Genomic DNA, 20,129 nt, shown 5'->3' with positions numbered 1-20,129 from the left:
GGCGGGGGCCGGGCGCCGCGTCGGTGTCCGGCCCGTACTGCCACAATGGGTCCGTGACCCGCGCATCCCTGGACAAGCAGCCGCACGAAGTCGCCTCGATGTTCGACCGAGTGGCGAAACGGTACGACCTGACCAACGACGTGCTGTCCCTGGGACAGGACCGGCGCTGGCGCAAGGAGGTCGCGCGGGCGGTGGACGCCCGCCCCGCGCAGAAGATCCTGGACCTCGCGGCCGGCACGGGCACCTCCTCACTGCCCTTCGCACAGACCGGCGCCTACGTCGTCCCGTGCGACTTCTCCCTCGGCATGCTCCGGGTCGGCAAGGAGCGCGACTCCTGGCTGCCGTTCACCGCGGGCGACGCGACGAAGCTGCCGTTCAAGGACGACACCTTCGACGCGGTGACCATCTCCTTCGGCCTCAGGAACGTGCAGGACACGGACACCGCGCTGCGGGAGCTGTACCGGGTGACCAAGCCCGGCGGCAGGGTCGTGATCTGCGAGTTCTCCCACCCGACCTGGACGCCGTTCCGGACCGTCTACACCGAGTACCTGATGCGCGCGCTGCCGCCGGTCGCCCGCGCGGTGTCGTCCAACCCCGACGCGTACGTCTACCTCGCCGAGTCCATCCGCGCCTGGCCCGACCAGGCCGGCCTCGCCGAGCGGCTCTGGAAGGCCGGCTGGGACAAGGTCGCGTGGCGGGACCTCTCGGGCGGGATCGTCGCCCTGCACCGGGGCTTCAAGGCCCACTCATAGGGCTCCGGGTTCACCCGTACGAGGGATGCCCGCAAGGGAATTCAGTTGACGGGAACCGGTCAACAGAAACTACCGTCCGTTGATACGTCGGTACGCGCCGGTGATGTCCCATGACACACCGGCGCGCCTCTGACCGCGTCGCATCACGGCATGAGTTCTCTGAATGACGGAGCGTTCCATGACGTCCTACTGCCCCCACTGCGGAACACCCGGCCCCGACGAGGCGCGCTTCTGCATGAAGTGCGGGCGGGAGCGCCCGCCCGTGCCGGCGGCGGAGACCGGCACGGGAGCCGGGGCGGCACCGGCCCCACCGGCGATCCCGCCGGCGGCGCCGCCCGCCGCGTTTCCGGGAACGCCCGTACCGGCGCAGCCTCCCGGGGCCCCGGGCACGGCCCCACCGGCGGCTCCCCCGTCGGCCCCGCCGGGCGCACCACCCCTCGGCCCACCACCGCCCCCTCCCGAGTACGCCCCCGTCCCCGCCCGTCCCTCACCCGTCGGCGCCTTCTTCGGCCGGGCGTTCCGGGGCGACTGGGGCGGCTCCGCGCTGGCCGCGCTCTGGCCGGTCGGGCTTCTCTTCGTCGCCGGCGTCGCCCTGGCCATTCCGTCGTACGGACAGGGCGGCAGCGGCCAGGACGAGGGCGACTTCGTAGGCATCGGCGACCGTCTGGGCCTCGCCTTCGCCGCCCTCCTCCAGGGCCTCGGCGGCGGCTTCAAGGTCGCCGAGACCAACGGCGGCGACTCCACGGGCGACTTCCAGTCCGCCGAGGGCGCCCTCACCGTGACCCTGGTCCCGCTCGCGGTGACCGCCCTGTTCGTCGGGGCGCTCGTCATCGGCGTACGACTGCTCCGGACGCGACTGGTGATGCGCGGCGCGTACGGAAGTGCGTACGGCAGCGTGCACGGAAGTGCGTACGGCGGTGTGCCGGGCGGCGCGTACGCCGGCGGGTACGGCGGCGCCACGTACGCCGGTGTCGGCGCCGGTGGGCCGGGGGCGGCGCCCGGTGGCGGCCGCACCGCCGGGCTGGAAGCGGCCGTGCGGGTCACGCTGCTGGTGACGGCCGCCGTTCTGCTGCTCGGGCTGTTCGCGCAGCCCGAGATCGTGGTCGCCGAGGTCTCGACGTCGGCCTGGCGCGCGGCACTGGGCGCGCTGCTGCTCACCGCCGCCGTCTCGGCCGGCCTGCTGCAACGCGACGACCTGGCCGCCTGGCTGGCCGTCCGCCCCGGGCCCCAGGCCCTGTTCCGGGCGACCGGGACGGCTGTCCGGGCCATGGCGATCGTCCTCGCCCTCTGCTCGCTCGTCGCGTTCGTCGTCCTCGTGGCGAACGACGAGTGGCAGGCCGAATGGGATGAGGACCTCAGCCCGCTCCTCCTCGTGCTGCTCGTCCTCCCCAACCTCGCCGTCAACCTCCTCGGGCTCTCCTGGGGCGCCTCCATCAAGGGCGAGGCGGGCCGTACGAGCTACGGGGACGACTCGTCGTTCGGCAGCGATTCGTCCGGCGACTACGGGCTCGTCGAGTCCAGCCCGTACGTCGGCGGCTACGAGCGTGAGTCGTTCGGGCTCTCCGAACTGGGCGACGCCGTCAACTCCTGGGCCGTCGTGGGCGCGTTGGCGCTCGGCGCGGTCTGCGCCCTGATTTTCGGGGTCCTCGCGGCCCGCCGCTCCTCGGGCCGCGGCGAGCAACTCCTCGCCGCCGGTGTCTTCTTCGGCCTCTTCCTCCTCCTCGCCGGGATCAGCGGCTTCGGTATGGAGGCATCCGGCTCCGCCACGGCCGAGTTCAGCAGCGAGTTCTCGGCAGCGGGCCAGGTGGACGTCGGCCTCGACATCCCCGAGGTGCTTCTCTTCGGCCTGCTCTGGATCTTCGGCGCGGCCTTCCTCGCGCCCTACCTGGTCCAGATGACAGGAGCACGCACGGGGGTGATCGCACCCCCGATCCCGGCGATGCCGAGCAGCGGCCCGGCGGCCTACGGGGTCCCGCAACAGCCTTCGGTCCAGGCACAGGCACAGGCCCCGGCCCCGTACGAGTCTCCGCTCGTCGAACTCGGCCACCACCACCTGCCACCCGCGGAACCGGCCAAGCCCCGCAACCGAACCCTCATCTGGGCCATCACGATCGCGGCGGCCTTCGTGATCGGCGGGGGAGGGGCGGCGGCGATCCTGCTCTGGCAGAAGTAGAGGGGCGCCTGACGAGACGAGGCAGAGACCCGCGCCGCGAAGGGGCGCGGGAAACCGCGCGATCAACCACGAACGACAACCCGCACCTCGCGACGTAACCGCACGACCACCCCGAACCCGGTCCCGGCCCCACCGCCGGGCTACGAATGAACCGCGAACGGATCCCCCGGCTCGTCCAACGCCCTGCGCAACCCCGGCGGCGGCCCTCCGATCCGTGGCTCCCGCACACCCCCACCGTCGTCCCCCACCTCGAACCACACGGTCACCGCGGCCCCACGCGGCACCTTCACCCCCGGCGGCGGGTACTGCCGTACGACGTAGTCCACGACGGCGAGTTGGAGGTCGGGACGGTCGGGCGCGACGAGGGTCACCCCGTCCGCCTCGGCCGTCTCGCGCGCGTCCACGGCCATCAGGCCGACGAACCGTGGCACACGCACTTCGAATGACTTGGGTGTTATGCGCACAGATGTTCACCCCCAGCGGTACCGGCAGGGTAACCGCCGAGCGGCCCCGGCCGGAAGCTGTGCGTGGCAATCTGCGGCAAATCGCTACCCAGCGTGACGAGTTGCCGATATCGCGAACGCGGGGCCGCCTCGCCGGCCTACGAACGCGCGGCCAACCCCCCGACGGCGACCGCCGTCACAGCGTCAGCCGATAGCAGCGGCCCACCTGCCGCGAGACCGGCGTCGTGTACTCCTCGGCCGGCTCCATTCCCAGCCGCCGGGCGACGGCGATGGACCGCTCGTTGCGGACGTTGACCATGGCGACGACGCTGCCGACGCCGGCCGCCCGCACCCGCTCCAGGGTCTGCGTCGCGGCGGCGGTCACGTACCCCTTGCCCCAGTGGTCGCGGGCGAGCCGCCAGCCGATCTCGATCTCGCCGGTCGGGCCCCATTCCCGGGGCCACGGCTGGGCGCCGGTGAAGCCGATGGCCCGGCCCTCCTCGTCGAGCATGGTCCACAGGCAGAAGCCGTGCTCGGCGTCGTGGCGGCGCTGGCGCGCGGTGAGCTCCTCGTAGACGGACAGCTCGGCGGACCGGCCGCCGTGGAACTCCATGACGTCGGGATCGTCGAAGATCCGGTGCCAGGCGAAGGCGTCCTCGTCGGTGGGGACGCGCAGCCGTACGTCGGGCAGAGCTCTGTTCACAGGGGCAGCCCTTCAGCCGTTGATCGGTACCGCTGAATAGACTGCCCATGTCCGACGCCCGTCGGCACATGTTTTCTGGTCGTCCGGTTCTGGTGTTCCAGTGTCCGGTCCGGCCGGCGAACCGCTTCGATCCTTCTACTTCTTGGGGAGAACCCGTCGTGACCGAGCCCCAGCCCCTTACCGAACACACCGCCGATGTGATCGTCGTCGGGGCCGGACCAGCCGGTTCCACCACCGCGTACTACCTGGCGAAGGCCGGGCTGGACGTGCTGCTCCTGGAGAAGACCAGCTTCCCGAGGGAGAAGGTCTGCGGCGACGGCCTCACACCGCGCGCCACCAAGCAGCTCGTGTCGATGGGCATCGACATCTCCGAGGAGGCCGGCTGGCTCCGCAACAAGGGCCTGCGGATCATCGGCGGCGGCGTCCGCCTCCAGCTCGACTGGCCGGATCTCGCCTCCTACCCGGACTACGGACTCGTCCGCAAGCGCGACGACTTCGACGAGCAGCTCGCCCGTCAGGCCCAGAAGGCCGGCGCCCGGCTGCACGAACGCTGCAACGTGGGCGCGCCGATCATCGACGACCGCACGGGCCGTATCACCGGCGTGCACGCCAAGCTCGGCGACGAGAAGCGGGAAGTCACCTTCCACGCCCCGCTGGTGGTGGCGGCCGACGGCAACTCCACCCGGCTCTCCCTCGCGATGGGCCTGCACCGCCGCGAGGACCGCCCGATGGGCGTCGCGGTCCGTACGTACTTCACCTCCCCGCGCCACGACGACGACTACCTGGAGTCCTGGCTGGAACTCTGGGACAAGCGCGGACCGGGCGAGGACCGTCTCCTCCCCGGCTACGGCTGGATCTTCGGCATGGGCGACGGCACGTCCAACGTGGGCCTGGGTGTCCTCAACACCTCCGCCGCCTTCAAGGAGCTGGACTGGCGCGACGTCCTGAAGGCGTGGTGCGCGTCCATGCCGGAGGAGTGGGGCTACACGCCCGAGAACATGACCGGCCCCATCCGCGGTGCCGCCCTCCCGATGGCCTTCAACCGCCAACCCCACTACACCAAGGGCCTGCTGCTGGTCGGCGACGCCGGCGGCATGGTGAACCCCTTCAACGGCGAGGGCATCGCCTACGCCATGGAGTCCGGACAGATCGCCGCCGACGTCATCGTCCAGGCCCATGCCCGCGCCACCCCCGGGCAGCGCGAACTCGCCCTCCAGCGCTACCCGCAGGTCCTCAAGGACACCTTCGGCGGCTACTACACGATGGGCCGCGCCTTCGTGAAGCTCATCGGCAACCCGAAGATCATGAAGCTCGCCACGCAGCGGGGCCTCACCCACCCGCTGCTGATGAAGTTCACCCTGAAGATGCTGGCCAACCTCACCGACCCCACCGGCGGCGACGCGATGGACCGCATCATCAACGGCCTGAGCAAGGTGGCGCCGAAGGCGTGACCGGGTACGCCGTGGAGTGACCGGGCAGCTCAGGGTCTACGGGCTGCCCGGGGTGTGCGGGGGTGCCGCGCGGGCTCTACCGCGTCTTCCGCGCGGGCGACGTGTCCGCACCGACGGTGCCCGGCGGCGACGGAACCCCTGAAACGCGCCGACGAGGCCTGTCGGCGGCTCGGTCTGCCTACACCTCCGGCCTGGGGCGAGAGCGCCTTGTGGGGCCCTTGTGGCCCTTTCTGAGGGCAGCCCGGAGGGCCGCTGTCCCCACCGGGGAAAGCGGCCCTCTCGAAAAGCGCCTGGGCGACCGCGCGGATGCGGGGTCTCAGAGCACGCGCACCGCACCCGTCGCCGGGTAGCCGGAAAGGTCCTGGATGACGACACCCTTGGAGGGGTTCGCCGCGTCGAGGTACTGGCCGTCTCCGACGTAGACACCGACGTGGTACGCGGAGCCCTTCGCGCCCCAGTACAGGATGTCGCCGACCTGCAGGTTGGACAGCGAGACCTCGGTGCCCTGCATCGACTGGTCCTGCGAGACCCGGGGGAGGTCCACGCCGACCTGCTTGAACGCGGTCTGCACGAGCGAGGAGCAGTCCCACGCGTTGGGGCCGGTGGCGCCCATGACGTAGGCGTCGCCGAGCTGCGCCTTGAGGAAGGCGATGACCGTGCCGACGCTGCCGGTGGCGGGCGCCGTCGTCGTCGTGGTGGTCGACGAGTTGGTCGTGAGGGTGGTCCGCTCGCTGTCGCGTGCGGCACGCTCCGCCTCGGCCTTGCGCTCGGCCTCGGCGGCGGCCTTCTTACGGGCCTCTTCCTTCTTGGCCTTGACCAGGTCCTTCTCGGCCTGCTTGGCAGCCTGTTCGGCGGCCGTGTCACGCTCGGCCTGCAGCTGGTAGTCGGCCGCCATCGCCTGCGTGGCGTCCGCGGACTGCGCGGCCTGCGTGGCCAGGTCGGCCGTGAGGGTGGGCAGTTCGAGCGTCTGCGTCACCGGCTCCGCCGCGAAAGCCGACGTGGACGCGCCGGCCACTGCCACGGTGCTGAGAACGCCACCGGCGACTCCGGCGCGCATCGCGATCGAGGACGCGCTGCGGCGGGGTTTCCGGTGGCTGCGTATGTGAGCGGTGTGGGACATGGGTACAAGCGGTACCAGCGACTCCTCCATACCTTCAAGAAACGTGTGCTGCGCCACAGTTGTTCAACGGAGGCCATAAATTCCCTCCGCGCCACTCTTTATTGACGCCGTAACGGGCATAGCGGACACGGTCGGCCACGCCTGTGATCATGCGCTTTCGTGAATAGGTCCGAATTGCCCTGCGCTTACCATCGATTGCAGCGAGTGGCCAGGACCGGTTGATTTGATCTCGCTCCGATGTGACGCAGGTCACAAAGTGGTCGCCCGTCCACGCGGCGTCCCGCGCGGGGCCGCCCGTCCTCGGCGCTCGTGAACGCGCGCACGCGTCCACATCGGACATCGGACCTCCCTCCCGGGTGTGAACGCCGCGCTCTATCAAGCGTCCCGGTCCAGCACCAATTTGCATGCAGTGGAATTCTCTTGATATGGAGACGACCTGCGTGACCAGCGGCGACGAATGAAAATGTCACTTCTCGTGGTCAGTCTGGCGCTTCGTGTACGAAGATCGACGGTCATCCGACTTCATGATCGTTCGTCAGGTGGTGGAGATCACAAACTCGGTGCCGTACCCCGTGTCGCAGATCACAGACCGGCAGGCATAGGATGCGGGGCAGTTGGGCTTGTGACCTGCTTCACATGTTCGCGATCTTCGTCGGAACGGGCGGAGTTCGTGGAACCGGTGGGGCGGGAGAGCAGAGCCCATGCCATCCGCCAGCAGTCAGTGCCGACTGAGAGGAGCGAGGAGCGGTGAACGCCTATGCGCCCATCCTCGTACTGGGAGCCCTCGGGGCAGGCTTTGCGATCTTCTCCGTGATCATGGCCTCGCTGATCGGCCCGAAGCGCTACAACCGGGCCAAGCTCGAGGCTTACGAGTGCGGGATCGAGCCCACCCCCACGCCGGCCGGCGGCGGGCGTTTCCCCATCAAGTACTACCTGACGGCGATGCTCTTCATCGTCTTCGACATCGAGATCGTCTTCCTCTACCCCTGGGCCGTCACCTTCGACGCCCTGGGTGTTTTCGGGCTCGTGGAGATGCTGCTCTTCGTGCTCACCGTCTTTGTCGCCTACGCGTACGTCTGGCGGCGCGGCGGCCTGGAATGGGACTGAGGGGCCTTTAGACCATGGGACTCGAAGAAAAACTGCCGAGCGGCTTCCTGCTGACCACCGTCGAGCAGGCCGCGGGCTGGGTACGCAAGGCGTCCGTCTTCCCCGCCACCTTCGGCCTCGCCTGTTGCGCCATCGAGATGATGACCACGGGCGCGGGGCGCTACGACCTGGCGCGCTTCGGCATGGAGGTGTTCCGGGGCTCGCCGCGCCAGGCGGACCTGATGATCGTGGCCGGCCGGGTCAGCCAGAAGATGGCGCCGGTGCTGCGGCAGGTCTACGACCAGATGCCCAATCCCAAGTGGGTGATCTCCATGGGGGTCTGCGCGTCGTCCGGCGGCATGTTCAACAACTACGCGATCGTCCAGGGCGTCGACCACATCGTCCCCGTCGACATCTATCTCCCGGGCTGCCCGCCACGGCCCGAGATGCTGATCGACGCGATCCTCAAGCTCCACCAGAAGATCCAGACGTCCAAGCTCGGCGTGAACGCCGAGGAAGCGGCCCGCGAGGCGGAGGAAGCGGCACTCAAGGCGCTCCCCCTCATCGAGATGAAGGGGCTGCTGCGATGAGCGACGCGAACGGCAAGAACGGTCCGGGCGGACCGGGTGCGGGCGGCTCGGACGGGGTGAACCCCGAGAAGGACCTCGCCGCCTCCAACCTCCCCGGCCAGCGCGGCGACGGCGGTGAGGAGATCCGCGTCCAGCGAGGCATGTTCGGCGCCGACAACGGCGGCGACACCTCCGGCTACGGCGGCCTGGTCCGCTCCATCCGGCTCCCCGGCGCTGCCGGCCGCCCCTACGGCGGGTGGTTCGACGAGGTCGCCGACGAGTTGGAAGGCGCCCTGGAGGAACAGGGCCTCGTTCCCGAGAACGTGATCGACAGGACCGTCGTCGACCGGGGCGAGATCACCTTCCACATCGAGCGCGAGTACCTGGCGCGCGTCGCCCGGACCCTCCGCGACGACCCGGCCCTCCGCTTCGAACTGTGCACCGGCGTCTCCGGCGTCCACTACCCCGGTGACAAGGGCCGTGAGCTGCACGCCGTCTACCACCTGCGCTCGATCACCCACAACCGGCTGATCCGCCTGGAGGTCTCCGCCCCTGACGCCGACCCGCACATCCCGTCGCTCGTCCCCGTCTACCCGACCAACGACTGGCACGAGCGCGAGGCGTACGACTTCTTCGGCATCGTCTTCGACGGCCACCCCGCGCTGACGCGGATCATGATGCCGGACGACTGGCAGGGTTTCCCGCAGCGCAAGGACTACCCCCTCGGCGGCATCCCCGTCGAGTACAAGGGCGCCCAGATCCCGGCTCCGGACCAGCGGAGGTCGTACTCATGAGCACGTCGCACGCATCGTCCGCCTCGCCGCGCGAGACCACCGAGGGCACCGTCTACACGGTCACCGGCGGCGACTGGGACGAGGTCGCCGAGACCGCCGCCCGGTCCGACGACGAGCGCATCATCGTCAACATGGGCCCCCAGCACCCGTCCACGCACGGTGTGCTCCGGCTCATCCTGGAGATCGACGGCGAGACCGTCACCGAGGCCCGCTGCGGCATCGGCTACCTCCACACCGGCATCGAGAAGAACCTCGAGTACCGCACGTGGACACAGGGCACCACGTTCGTGACGCGCATGGACTACCTGACGCCGTTCTTCAACGAGACGGCGTACTGCCTCGCTGTGGAGAAGCTCCTCGGCATCGAGGACCAGATCCCGGACCGCGCCACGATCATCCGTGTGCTCCTCATGGAGCTGAACCGGCTCTCCTCCCACCTGGTGTGCATCGCCACCGGCGGCATGGAGCTGGGCGCCACCACGATCATGATCTACGGCTTCCGTGATCGTGAACTCATTCTCGACATCTACGAGCTGATCACCGGCCTGCGCATGAACCACGCGTACATCCGGCCCGGCGGACTCGCCCAGGACCTGCCGCCCGGCGCGGTGGACCAGATCCGCGAGTTCGTGAAGAAGATGGAGAAGAACCTTCCCGAGTACGACAAGCTCGCCACCGGGAACCCCATCTTCAAGGCCCGTATGCAGGACGTCGGCTACCTCGACCTGTCCGGCTGCATGGCCCTCGGCGCCACCGGCCCGATCCTGCGCTCCGCCGGCCTCCCGCACGACCTGCGCAAGGCGCAGCCGTACTGCGGGTACGAGACGTACGACTTCGACGTCCCGACCGCCGACACCTGCGACTCCTACGGACGTTTCCTGATCCGCCTGGAGGAGATGCGCCAGTCCCTGCGGATCGTCGAGCAGTGCCTGGACCGGCTGCAGCCCGGCCCGGTCATGGTCGGCGACAAGAAGATCGCCTGGCCCGCCCAGCTCGCCCTGGGACCGGACGGACTCGGCAACTCCCTGGACCACATCAAGAAGATCATGGGCACCTCCATGGAGGCCCTGATCCACCACTTCAAGCTGGTGACCGAGGGCTTCCGCGTCCCGCCGGGACAGGCGTACACGGCGATCGAGTCGCCCAAGGGCGAACTCGGGGTGCACGTCGTCTCCGACGGAGGCACCCGCCCCTTCCGGGTCCACTACCGAGACCCCTCCTTCACCAACCTGCAGGCCATGGCGGCGATGTGCGAGGGCGGCCAGGTCGCCGACGTCATCGTCGCCGTCGCGTCCATCGACCCCGTGATGGGAGGCGTCGACCGGTGACCACCACCCCCGAGGGCGTCAGCCTGGGCATGCCCCAACTGCCCGCGCCCGACTACCCGGACGACGTTCGAGCCCGGCTGGAGCGGGACGCCGCCGAGGTCGTCGCCCGCTACCCGGACTCCCGGTCCGCCCTCCTGCCGTTGCTGCATCTCGTGCAGTCGGAGGAGGGCCATGTCACCCGCACCGGCATGCGGTTCTGCGCCGAGGTGCTCGGCCTGACCACGGCCGAGGTCACCGCGGTGGCCACCTTCTACACCATGTACCGGCGCAAGCCCTCCGGTGACTACCAGGTGGGCGTCTGCACCAACACCCTGTGCGCGGTGATGGGCGGCGACGCGATCTTCGAGGCGCTGCAGGACCACCTCGGTGTCGGCAACGGCGAGACCACCGGCGACGGCAAGGTCACCCTGGAGCACATCGAGTGCAACGCGGCCTGCGACTTCGCGCCGGTCGTGATGGTCAACTGGGAGTTCTTCGACAACCAGACCGTCGACAGCGCCAAGCGCCTCGTCGACGACCTGCGCGCGGGAACCGAGGTCGAGCCCACGCGCGGGGCACCGCTGTGCACCTTCAAGGACACCGCGCGGATCCTCGCCGGATTCCCCGACGAGCGGCCGGGGGCCGTCGAGGCGAGCGGCGGTGCGGGACCCGCCTCGCTGGTCGGCCTCCGCCTGGCCAGGGGAGAGACCGGACCCGCGCGCGTGGTCCATCCGCGCAACGGCGGCCCCAAGGACGAGCCGCACGACAAGGTGCACGAGCCGTCACCCACCGAGCACCTCAGCTCGCACGACGCGCCGCAGGAAACGTCGGCCTCGGACCCGGCGCACCCGGCGGGGCCTGCCGCCGAGGAGGGGGAGTGATGACGTTGGCACCCGAGATCAAGGGCACCAGCCCGGAGAAACTGCTCGCACCCGTGCTGTCTGCCTTCTGGGACGAGGACAGGGCATGGTCGCTCGACGTCTACCGAAGGCACGAAGGGTACGAGGGGCTGCGCAAGGCGCTGGCCATGTCACCGGACGACGTCATCGCGTACGTCAAGGAGTCCGGGTTGCGCGGCCGCGGCGGCGCGGGATTCCCGACCGGACTGAAATGGCAGTTCATTCCGCAGGGTGATGGAAAACCACATTATCTAGTTGTCAACGCCGACGAGTCGGAGCCCGGAACGTGCAAGGACATTCCGCTCCTCTTCGCGAACCCGCATAGCCTCATCGAGGGCATTGTCATCGCCTGTTATGCCATCAGGTCTTCGCATGCCTTCATCTATCTGCGTGGTGAAGTCGTTCCCGTCCTGCGGCGGTTGCACGAGGCCGTACGCGAGGCCTACGAGGCCGGCTTCCTCGGCGAGAACATCCTGGGCAGCGGACTCGATCTCCAACTCACCGTGCACGCGGGCGCGGGCGCGTACATCTGCGGTGAGGAGACCGCGCTGCTCGACTCGCTCGAAGGCCGCCGTGGTCAACCGCGGCTCCGTCCCCCCTTCCCTGCTGTCGAGGGCCTCTATGCGTGCCCGACTGTCGTGAATAACGTCGAGTCGATCGCGTCAGTTCCCGCGATCATGCAAAAGGGCAAGGAATGGTTCAGGTCGATGGGCAGCGAGAAGTCCCCCGGCTTCACGCTCTACTCGCTCAGCGGCCATGTCACGAGCCCCGGCCAGTACGAGGCGCCGCTCGGTATCACGCTCCGCCAGCTCCTGGACATGAGCGGCGGAATGCGATCCGGGCATCGCCTCAAGTTCTGGACACCGGGCGGCTCCTCGACCCCGATGTTCACCGACGAGCACCTCGACGTCCCTCTTGACTACGAAGGAGTGGGCGCCGCGGGTTCCATGCTCGGCACGAAAGCACTCCAGTGCTTCGACGAGACGACCTGCGTCGTGCGGGCCGTCACCCGCTGGACCGAGTTCTACGCCCACGAGTCCTGCGGCAAGTGCACACCCTGCCGCGAAGGCACCTACTGGCTGGTGCAGTTGCTGCGCGACATCGAGGCCGGCAAGGGCGTCATGAGCGACCTCGACAAGCTGAACGACATCGCCGACAACATCAACGGCAAGTCCTTCTGCGCCCTCGGTGACGGCGCCGCCTCGCCGATCTTCTCCTCCCTCAAGTACTTCCGCGCGGAGTACGAGGACCACATCACGGGCCGGGGCTGCCCCTTCGACCCGGCCAGATCGACCGTCTGGGCCGACAAGGACAAGCACGCGGAGGTGAACGCATGACCGTGACCACCGGCGCTCCCTCCGGGGGCGGGGAGGCGGCGGTCCCGCCGGAAGATCTCGTCTCGCTGACCATCGACGGCATCGACATCAGCGTGCCCAAGGGCACCCTGGTGATCCGGGCCGCCGAACAACTCGGCGTCGAGATCCCCCGCTTCTGCGACCACCCCCTCCTCGACCCGGTCGGCGCCTGCCGTCAGTGCATCGTCGAGGTCGAGGGCCAGCGCAAGCCCATGGCGTCCTGCACCATCACCTGCACGGACGGGATGGTCGTCAAGACCCACCTCACCTCGCCGGTCGCGGAGAAGGCCCAGAAGGGTGTGATGGAGCTTCTGCTCATCAACCACCCGCTGGACTGCCCCGTCTGCGACAAGGGCGGCGAGTGCCCCCTGCAGAACCAGGCCATGTCGCACGGCCACTCCGAGTCCCGCTTCGAGGGCCGCAAGCGGACCTACGAGAAGCCCGTGCCGATCTCCACGCAGGTGCTGCTCGACCGTGAGCGGTGCGTGCTGTGCGCCCGCTGCACCCGGTTCTCCGACCAGGTCGCAGGCGACCCGATGATCGAACTGCTCGAGCGCGGCGCGCTCCAGCAGGTCGGCACCGGCGAGGGCGACCCCTTCGAGTCGTACTTCTCCGGCAACACCATCCAGATCTGCCCGGTGGGCGCGCTGACCTCGGCGGCGTACCGATTCCGCTCCCGCCCGTTCGACCTCGTCTCCTCGCCGTCCGTCTGCGAGCACTGTTCCGGCGGCTGCGCGACCCGCACCGACCACCGGCGCGGCAAGGTCATGCGGCGGCTCGCGGCAAACGACCCCGAGGTCAACGAGGAGTGGATCTGCGACAAGGGGCGGTTCGGGTTCCGGTACGCGCAGCGTCCGGACCGGCTGACCACCCCCCTCGTCCGCAACGCGGAGGGTGTCCTGGAGCCCGCGTCCTGGCCGGAGGCCCTTGAGGCCGCCGCCCGGGGGCTTCTCGCCGCGCGCGGCCGGACCGGTGTGCTGACCGGCGGCCGGCTCACCGTCGAGGACGCCTACGCGTACAGCAAGTTCGCGCGCGTGGCCCTCGACACGAACGACATCGACTTCCGCGCGCGCGTGCACAGCGGCGAGGAGGCCGACTTCCTGGCGGCCCGGGTCGCCGGACGCGGCCGCGACCTCGACGGTACGGGCGTCACGTACGCCTTCCTGGAGAAGGCGCCCGCGGTCCTGCTGGTCGGGTTCGAGGCGGAGGAGGAGGCGCCCGGCGTCTTCCTCCGGCTGCGCAAGGCCTGGCGCAAGCACAAGCAACAGGTCTTCTCACTGGCCACGCACGCCACGCGCGGCCTGGAGAAGGCCGGCGGCACGCTGCTGCCCGCCGCGCCCGGCACCGAGACCGAGTGGCTGGACGCCCTCGCGAGCGGCTTCGGGCTGGACGACAACGGCGCCAAGGCCGCCGAGGCGCTGCGTACCGAGGGCGCGGTGATCGTCGTCGGGGAGCGGTTCGCGGCCGTGGCGGGCGGGCTCACCGCCGCCGTGCGGGCCGCTTCGCTGACCGGCGCGAAGATGGTGTGGATCCCGCGCCGGGCCGGGGAGCGTGCCGCTGTCGAAGCGGGCGCGCTGCCCTCGGTGTTGCCGGGCGGGCGTCCGGCAACCGACCCGCGCGCACGCGCGGAGGTCGCCGCCGCCTGGGGTGTCGCCGAACTCCCGACGCGGTACGGCCGGGACACCGGGCAGATCGTCGAGGCCGCCGCCACCGGAGAGCTCGGGGCCCTGGTGGTGGCGGGCGTCGAGGTCGCCGATCTGCCTGATCCGCCGCGCGCGCGTGAGGCACTCTCCGCAGTGGGCTTCCTGGTGTCGCTGGAGCTGCGGCCCAGCGAGGTCACCGACCGGGCGGACGTCGTTCTCCCGGTCGCCGCCGTCGCCGAGAAGGCGGGCACCTTCGTCAACTGGGAGGGCCGCGTGCGGATGTTCGAGGCCGCGCTGAAGCCCGACCAGATGACCCGCCGGGTGGCACCCACCGACGGGCGGGTGCTCCAGATGCTGGCCGACGCCATGGACGTCCACCTGGGGCTGCCCGATCTGCGCACCACGCGCGCGGAGCTGGACCGCCTCGGGGCGTGGGACGGCGCGAGGGCCCACGAGCCGGTGGAGGTCGCTGCCGGACTGCCGCGCCCGGCCGCCGGGGAGGCCGTACTGGCCGGCCACCGGCTGCTGCTCGACCAGGGTCGCCTCCAGGACGGCGACGAGGCGCTCGCCGGGACGCGGCACGCCGCACGCGCGCGCGTGTCCGCCGCCACGGCCGCCGAGTCGGGCGTCAAGAACGGCGACGTCCTCGCGGTCAGCGGCCCCGCCGGGGTCGTGGAACTGCCGCTGCTGATCACCGAGATGCCCGACCGTGTCGTCTGGCTGCCGCTGAACTCCACCGGCTCGGGCGTCGCCTCCGACACGGGGGCGCTGCCCGGCGCACTCGTCCGTATCGGCCCCGCGACGCTCGCCGCCGAGGCCCCCGAGGAGGTGGAGGCATGAGCTTGTACCTCGCCGCTGAAGACCTCTCGATGTTCGGCCGCGACCCCTGGTGGCTGGTCGTCGTCAAGGCGGTGTTCTGCTTCGCCTTCCTGATGATCACCGTGCTGTTCTCCATCGTGTGGGAACGCAAGGTCGTCGCCTGGATGCAGCTGCGCATCGGCCCCAACCGGCACGGCCCCTGGGGCATGCTCCAGTCGCTCGCCGACGGCGTCAAACTGATGCTCAAGGAAGACCTCATCGTCAAACGCGCGGACACGGTCGTCTACGTCCTCGCGCCGATCGTGGCGGCCATCCCGGCCTTCATGGCGATCGCGGTGATCCCCTTCGGCCCGGCCGGCAACGAGATCTCGATCTTCGGCCAGCGCACCACGATGCAGCTCACCGACCTGCCGATCGCGATGCTCTACATCCTCGCGGTCGCCTCGGTCGGCATCTACGGCATCGTGCTCGCGGGCTGGAGCTCCGGCTCCACCTACCCGCTGCTCGGCGGCCTGCGCTCCGCAGCGCAGATGATCTCCTACGAGATCGCCATGGGCGCCGCGTTCGCCTCGGTCTTCCTCTACTCGGGGTCGATGTCGACGTCGGCGATCGTGGAGGCGCAACAGGACCGCTGGTACATCGTCCTGCTGCCGGTCTCCTTCGTCATCTACATCATCACGATGGTCGGCGAGACCAACCGCGCCCCGTTCGACATGCCGGAGTCCGAGGGCGACCTGGTCGGCGGCTTCAACACCGAGTACTCGTCGATCAAGTTCGCGCTGTTCATGCTCGCCGAGTACGTCAACATGGTGACCGTCTCGGCCGTGTCGGTGACGCTCTTCCTCGGCGGCTGGCGGGCCCCCTGGCCCATCAGCACCTTCTGGGAGGGCGCCAACCACGGCTGGTGGCCGATGCTCTGGTTCGTGGTGAAGGTGCAGCTGCTGCTGTTCTTCTTCATCTGGCTGCGCGGCACCCTCCCGCGCGTCCGCTACGACCAGCTGATGAAGCTCGGCTGGAAGATCCTCCTCCCGGTCTCCGTGGTCTGGCTGATGCTCGTCGCGACCGTACGGACCCTCAGGAACGAGAACTACGACTTCGCCGAGATCGCCCTGTACGTCGCCGGCGCCGTCATCGTGCTGTTCCTGCTCTCCGTCGTCGCCGATATTTTCCGCGACCGGCGCGAGGCACAGGACCAGCCCGCCGAACCGGCCGGCTTCGACCCGATGGCCGGCGGATTCCCCGTACCGCCCCTGCCCGGACAGACCCTCCCGCCGGTGCCGCGCAGGCGTCCGCGCCGGGAGCGGGAGCTGGTTGTCAGTGGTGGGTCCGATACTGACAGTGACGGATCTTCGAATGGGAAGGAGGCGTCCGATGGCTGAGGAGCCGAAGGAGACCAAGCCCGGTTTCCAGAACCCCGTCGCCGGCTTCGGCGTGACCTTCAAGGCCATGTTCAAGAAGCGGCTGACCGAGCAGTACCCCGAGCAGCCCAAGACCACGGCCCCACGGTTCCACGGCCGGCACCAGCTCAACCGCCATCCGGACGGCCTGGAGAAGTGCATCGGCTGCGAGCTGTGCGCCTGGGCGTGTCCCGCCGACGCCATCTACGTGGAGGGCGCCGACAACACGGACGAGGAGCGCTACTCGCCGGGCGAGCGGTACGGCCGCGTCTACCAGATCAACTACGCCCGCTGCATCCTGTGCGGCCTGTGCATCGAGGCGTGCCCCACGCGGGCGCTCACGATGACCAACGAGTTCGAACTGGCGGACAGCAGCCGCGCCAACCTCATCTACACCAAGGAGCAGCTGCTCGCCGGTCTTGAGGAGGGCATGGTCGACTCGCCCCACTCGATCTTCCCGGGCACCGACGAGCAGGACTACTACCGGGGGCTGGTCACCGAGGCCGCGCCCGGCACGGTGCGCCAGGTCGCCGCCTCCAAGGGCGAGAAGCCCGAAGAGGAGGGGGTCCAGGCATGAGCTCGCAACTCGCCGCCTACACCACCTCCACCGGTGAGGCCTTCCAGTTCTGGGTGCTCGGCACGGTCGCCGTGATCGGCGCCCTGTGCACCGTCTTCATGAAGAGGGCCGTGCACAGCGCGCTCTGCCTCGCCGCCACCATGATCATCCTGGCGGTGTTCTACCTCGCCAACGGCGCCTACTTCCTGGGCATCGTGCAGATCGTCGTCTACACCGGCGCGATCATGATGCTGTTCCTGTTCGTGGTGATGCTCGTCGGCGTCACCGCGGCGGACTCCCTGAAGGAGACCATCAAGGGCCAGCGCTGGCTGGCCCTCCTCTGCGGCCTCGGGTTCGGCATCCTGCTGATCGCGGGCATCGGCAACGCCTCGCTGACGGAGTTCACCGGCCTCGGCACGGCGAACGCGGGCGGGAACGTGGAGGGCCTCGCGGCCCTGATCTTCACCGACTACGTGTTCGCCTTCGAACTCACCGGCGCCCTGCTCATCACGGCCGCCGTCGGTGCCATGGTCCTCACCCACCGCGAGCGCACCGAGCGCCCCAAGACCCAGCGGGAGCTGGCCGAAGAGCGCGTACGCGAGGGCAAGCACCTCCCGCCGCTGCCGGCCCCCGGCGTCTACGCCCGGCACAACGCGGTCGACATCCCGGGCCTGCTGCCCGACGGCACGCCGTCCGAGCTGACCGTCAGCAAGACGCTGCGGGACCGGGGTCAGGTCCGCGACGTGTCGACGGAGGCGCTCAACGACCTCAAGGCCCTGGAGCAGCGCGCCGAGGACCGCCTGGAGCGCACCAACAGCGGGAACGGCGGCAAGCGCGGGGAGGCGTCGAAGTGAATCCCGTCAACTACCTGTATCTCGCCGCCCTGCTGTTCACGATCGGCGCCACCGGTGTCCTGATCAGGCGGAACGCGATCGTGGTGTTCATGTGCATCGAGCTGATGCTCAACGCCTGCAATCTCACGCTGGTCGCCTTCTCCCGGATGCACGGCAATCTCGACGGCCAGATCATCGCCTTCTTCACGATGGTCGTCGCCGCCGCGGAGGTCGTGGTCGGACTCGCGATCATCGTGTCGCTGTTCCGGTCCCGCCACTCGGCCTCGGTCGACGACGCCAGCCTGATGAAGCTGTAAGGGGTCGGAAGAATCGTGGAGAACCTGATTGCGCTGCTGGTCGCGGCGCCCCTGCTCGGAGCGGCCGTCCTGTTGTGCGGTGGCCGGCGGCTCGACGCCGTCGGCCACTGGATCGGCACTGCCCTCGCCGCCGCCTCCTTCGTCATCGGCGTCGTCCTCTTCGCCGACATGCTCGGCAAGGACGCCGAACACCGCGAGATGGGCCAGTACCTGTTCAGCTGGATCCCCGTCGAGGGCTTCCAGGCGGACGTCGCCTTCCAGCTCGACCAGCTGTCGATGACGTTCGTCCTGCTGATCACCGGAGTCGGCTCGCTCATCCATGTGTACTCCATCGGGTACATGGAGCACGACGAGCGCCGACGCCGCTTCTTCGGCTATCTGAACCTGTTCCTCGCGGCGATGCTGCTGCTCGTCCTCGCCGACAACTACCTGCTGCTGTACGTCGGCTGGGAGGGCGTGGGCCTCGCCTCGTACCTGCTGATCGGCTTCTGGCAGCACAAGCCCAGCGCCGCCACCGCCGCGAAGAAGGCCTTCCTGGTCAACCGCGTCGGCGACGTGGGCCTGTCCATCGCCATCATGCTGATGTTCACCACCTTCGGGACGTTCGCCTTCGGGCCGGTCCTGGAGGCCACCGGTGAGACCAGCGAGGGCAAGCTGACCGCCATCGCCCTGATGCTGCTGCTCGCCGCCTGCGGCAAGTCCGCCCAGGTGCCGCTGCAGTCCTGGCTCGGGGACGCCATGGAGGGCCCGACCCCCGTCTCGGCCCTCATCCACGCCGCGACCATGGTCACCGCGGGCGTCTACCTGATCGTCCGCTCCGCCAACATCTTCAACGGCGCCCCGGACGCGCAGCTCGTCACCACCGTCGTCGGCGCGGTCACGCTCCTCTTCGGTGCGATCGTCGGTTGCGCGAAGGACGACATCAAGAAGGCCCTCGCAGGCTCGACGATGTCGCAGATCGGCTACATGGTGCTCGCCGCGGGCCTCGGCCCCATCGGCTACGTCTTCGCGATCATGCACCTGGTGACGCACGGCTTCTTCAAGGCCGGGCTCTTCCTCGGCGCAGGCTCGGTCATGCACGGCATGAACGACGAGGTCGACATGCGCAAGTACGGCGGCCTGCGGAAGTACATGCCGGTCACCTTCGTCACCTTCGGCCTCGGCTACCTCGCCATCATCGGCTTCCCCGGTCTGTCCGGCTTCTTCTCCAAGGACAAGATCATCGAGGCGGCCTTCGCCAAGGGCGGCACCGAGGGCTGGATCCTCGGCGGCGTGGCCCTGCTGGGCGCGGCCATCACCGCGTTCTACATGACGCGCGTGATGCTGATGACGTTCTTCGGCGAGAAGCGCTGGCAGCCCGACGAGCACGGCCACGATCCGCACCCGCACGAGTCGCCCAGGGTCATGACGATCCCCATGATCGTGCTGGCCGTCGGATCGGTCTTCGGCGGCGCGTACTTCAGCATCGGTGACCGGTTCCTCCACTGGCTGGAGCCCGTCACCGGCCACAAGCACGGCAACCCGCCGATCAGCGCCCTGACGGTGACGATCTCCACGGTCGCCGTGATGGTCATCGGCGTCGGCCTCGCCTGGCTCCAGTACGGGCGCAAGCCCGTCCCCGTCGTCGCCCCGCGCGGGTCGCTGCTCACCCGGGCCGCCCGGCGCGACCTCCTTCAGGACGACTTCAACCACGTAGTCCTCGTACGCGGCGGAGAGCACCTCACACGCTCCCTCGTCTACGTCGACCACACCCTGGTCGACGGCGTCGTCAACGGCACGGCGGCCTCGATGGGCGGCCTCTCCGGGCGGCTGCGCCGGATCCAGAACGGCTATGCCCGGTCGTACGCGGTCTCGATGTTCGGCGGTGCTGCGATCCTCATCGCCGCGACCCTGCTGATGAGGGCGGTCTGAT

General features: G+C 69.5%; 18 protein-coding genes. 15 read left to right on the top strand and 3 right to left on the bottom strand.

What is annotated here, in order from left to right:
- Positions 1-53 precede the first annotated feature (53 nt).
- Together OG622_RS20410 and OG622_RS20405 are read left to right on the top strand one after the other, a co-directional pair.
- Entirely contained in the window at positions 54-752 is a 699-nt protein-coding gene (locus tag OG622_RS20410; protein WP_371577887.1) for a demethylmenaquinone methyltransferase, read from the top strand.
- Positions 753-930: 178 nt separating this feature from the next.
- Positions 931-2,925 (top strand): zinc-ribbon domain-containing protein, encoded by a 1,995-nt coding sequence (locus OG622_RS20405; protein ID WP_371577885.1) that lies wholly within the window; start codon positions 931-933, stop codon positions 2,923-2,925.
- Positions 2,926-3,065: 140 nt separating this feature from the next.
- Here OG622_RS20405 and OG622_RS20400 read toward each other — a convergent pair whose 3' ends face one another.
- A complete protein-coding gene (locus OG622_RS20400) occupies positions 3,066-3,389 on the bottom strand; it encodes a PASTA domain-containing protein (protein WP_371577884.1) in 324 nt (107 codons plus the stop codon).
- Positions 3,390-3,564: 175 nt separating this feature from the next.
- Positions 3,565-4,071: a GNAT family N-acetyltransferase gene (locus OG622_RS20395; RefSeq protein WP_371577883.1), complete on the bottom strand. Its 507-nt coding sequence runs from the start codon at positions 4,069-4,071 to the stop codon at positions 3,565-3,567.
- A 158-nt stretch (positions 4,072-4,229) separates the two neighbouring features.
- Between OG622_RS20395 and OG622_RS20390 the strand changes: the two genes are divergently transcribed.
- Entirely contained in the window at positions 4,230-5,522 is a 1,293-nt protein-coding gene (locus tag OG622_RS20390) for a geranylgeranyl reductase family protein (protein WP_037693716.1), read from the top strand.
- A 316-nt stretch (positions 5,523-5,838) separates the two neighbouring features.
- On the opposite strand, the gene OG622_RS20385 is transcribed toward OG622_RS20390, so the two are convergent.
- Positions 5,839-6,672: a C40 family peptidase gene (locus OG622_RS20385; RefSeq protein ID WP_371577882.1), complete on the bottom strand. Its 834-nt coding sequence runs from the start codon at positions 6,670-6,672 to the stop codon at positions 5,839-5,841.
- Positions 6,673-7,389: 717 nt separating this feature from the next.
- On the opposite strand from OG622_RS20385, the gene OG622_RS20380 reads away from it, so the two are divergent.
- From OG622_RS20380 to nuoL, 12 genes are read left to right on the top strand one after another with little or no spacing between them, the layout of a single operon-like run.
- Positions 7,390-7,749 carry an NADH-quinone oxidoreductase subunit A gene (locus OG622_RS20380; RefSeq protein WP_005476348.1) on the top strand — a complete coding sequence of 120 codons (360 nt, stop codon included), beginning with the start codon at positions 7,390-7,392 and terminating at the stop codon, positions 7,747-7,749.
- 14 nt (positions 7,750-7,763) lie between these two features.
- Positions 7,764-8,318, top strand: coding sequence for an NADH-quinone oxidoreductase subunit B family protein (locus tag OG622_RS20375; RefSeq protein WP_371577880.1), 555 nt, complete (start codon positions 7,764-7,766; stop codon positions 8,316-8,318).
- Entirely contained in the window at positions 8,315-9,091 is a 777-nt protein-coding gene (locus tag OG622_RS20370; RefSeq protein WP_371577878.1) for an NADH-quinone oxidoreductase subunit C, read from the top strand. Before OG622_RS20375 ends, OG622_RS20370 begins: the two co-directional genes overlap by 4 nt.
- Positions 9,088-10,419 carry an NADH-quinone oxidoreductase subunit D gene (locus OG622_RS20365; RefSeq protein WP_371577877.1) on the top strand — a complete coding sequence of 444 codons (1,332 nt, stop codon included), beginning with the start codon at positions 9,088-9,090 and terminating at the stop codon, positions 10,417-10,419. The genes OG622_RS20370 and OG622_RS20365 overlap by 4 nt, the downstream gene beginning before the upstream one ends.
- Before the next feature lie 29 nt (positions 10,420-10,448).
- Positions 10,449-11,279, top strand: coding sequence for an NADH-quinone oxidoreductase subunit NuoE (gene nuoE, locus OG622_RS20360; RefSeq protein ID WP_371584157.1), 831 nt, complete (start codon positions 10,449-10,451; stop codon positions 11,277-11,279).
- Positions 11,279-12,634, top strand: a complete 1,356-nt coding sequence (gene nuoF, locus OG622_RS20355; protein ID WP_371577876.1) for an NADH-quinone oxidoreductase subunit NuoF — start codon at positions 11,279-11,281, stop codon at positions 12,632-12,634. The genes nuoE and nuoF overlap by 1 nt, the downstream gene beginning before the upstream one ends.
- Positions 12,631-15,135, top strand: a complete 2,505-nt coding sequence (locus OG622_RS20350; RefSeq protein WP_371577874.1) for an NADH-quinone oxidoreductase subunit G — start codon at positions 12,631-12,633, stop codon at positions 15,133-15,135. Before nuoF ends, OG622_RS20350 begins: the two co-directional genes overlap by 4 nt.
- Positions 15,132-16,493, top strand: a complete 1,362-nt coding sequence (gene nuoH, locus OG622_RS20345) for an NADH-quinone oxidoreductase subunit NuoH (protein ID WP_371577872.1) — start codon at positions 15,132-15,134, stop codon at positions 16,491-16,493. Before OG622_RS20350 ends, nuoH begins: the two co-directional genes overlap by 4 nt.
- Positions 16,486-17,088, top strand: a complete 603-nt coding sequence (gene nuoI / locus OG622_RS20340) for an NADH-quinone oxidoreductase subunit NuoI (RefSeq protein ID WP_371577870.1) — start codon at positions 16,486-16,488, stop codon at positions 17,086-17,088. The genes nuoH and nuoI overlap by 8 nt, the downstream gene beginning before the upstream one ends.
- The gene (locus tag OG622_RS20335) at positions 17,085-17,921 is read left to right on the top strand and encodes an NADH-quinone oxidoreductase subunit J (protein WP_371577868.1); all 837 of its coding nucleotides are present in this window, start codon (positions 17,085-17,087) and stop codon (positions 17,919-17,921) included. The genes nuoI and OG622_RS20335 overlap by 4 nt, the downstream gene beginning before the upstream one ends.
- Positions 17,918-18,217, top strand: coding sequence for an NADH-quinone oxidoreductase subunit NuoK (gene nuoK / locus OG622_RS20330; RefSeq protein WP_003998919.1), 300 nt, complete (start codon positions 17,918-17,920; stop codon positions 18,215-18,217). The genes OG622_RS20335 and nuoK overlap by 4 nt, the downstream gene beginning before the upstream one ends.
- A 15-nt stretch (positions 18,218-18,232) precedes the next feature.
- Complete coding sequence (gene nuoL / locus OG622_RS20325) at positions 18,233-20,128, top strand: NADH-quinone oxidoreductase subunit L (protein ID WP_371577866.1); 1,896 nt, start codon at positions 18,233-18,235, stop codon at positions 20,126-20,128.
- Position 20,129: the final 1 nt, after the last annotated feature.

Source organism: Streptomyces sp. NBC_01314 (assembly GCF_041435215.1).
GTDB lineage: Bacteria > Actinomycetota > Actinomycetes > Streptomycetales > Streptomycetaceae > Streptomyces.
Note: the sequence above shows the minus strand (reverse complement) of the source record. Positions and strands in the feature narration are given on the sequence as shown.

Bases quoted from the DNA above. Each gene is read 5' to 3' on its own strand.
- OG622_RS20405 (WP_371577885.1), top strand. From the start codon at position 931: ATGACGTCCTACTGCCCCCACTGCGGAACACCCGGCCCCGACGAGGCG.
- OG622_RS20385 (WP_371577882.1), bottom strand. From the start codon at position 6,672: ATGGAGGAGTCGCTGGTACCGCTTGTACCCATGTCCCACACCGCTCAC.
- OG622_RS20375 (WP_371577880.1), top strand. From the start codon at position 7,764: ATGGGACTCGAAGAAAAACTGCCGAGCGGCTTCCTGCTGACCACCGTC.
- OG622_RS20370 (WP_371577878.1), top strand. From the start codon at position 8,315: ATGAGCGACGCGAACGGCAAGAACGGTCCGGGCGGACCGGGTGCGGGC.
- OG622_RS20365 (WP_371577877.1), top strand. From the start codon at position 9,088: ATGAGCACGTCGCACGCATCGTCCGCCTCGCCGCGCGAGACCACCGAG.
- nuoE (WP_371584157.1), top strand. From the start codon at position 10,449: ATGCCCCAACTGCCCGCGCCCGACTACCCGGACGACGTTCGAGCCCGG.
- nuoF (WP_371577876.1), top strand. From the start codon at position 11,279: ATGACGTTGGCACCCGAGATCAAGGGCACCAGCCCGGAGAAACTGCTC.
- OG622_RS20350 (WP_371577874.1), top strand. From the start codon at position 12,631: ATGACCGTGACCACCGGCGCTCCCTCCGGGGGCGGGGAGGCGGCGGTC.
- nuoH (WP_371577872.1), top strand. From the start codon at position 15,132: ATGAGCTTGTACCTCGCCGCTGAAGACCTCTCGATGTTCGGCCGCGAC.
- nuoI (WP_371577870.1), top strand. From the start codon at position 16,486: ATGGCTGAGGAGCCGAAGGAGACCAAGCCCGGTTTCCAGAACCCCGTC.
- OG622_RS20335 (WP_371577868.1), top strand. From the start codon at position 17,085: ATGAGCTCGCAACTCGCCGCCTACACCACCTCCACCGGTGAGGCCTTC.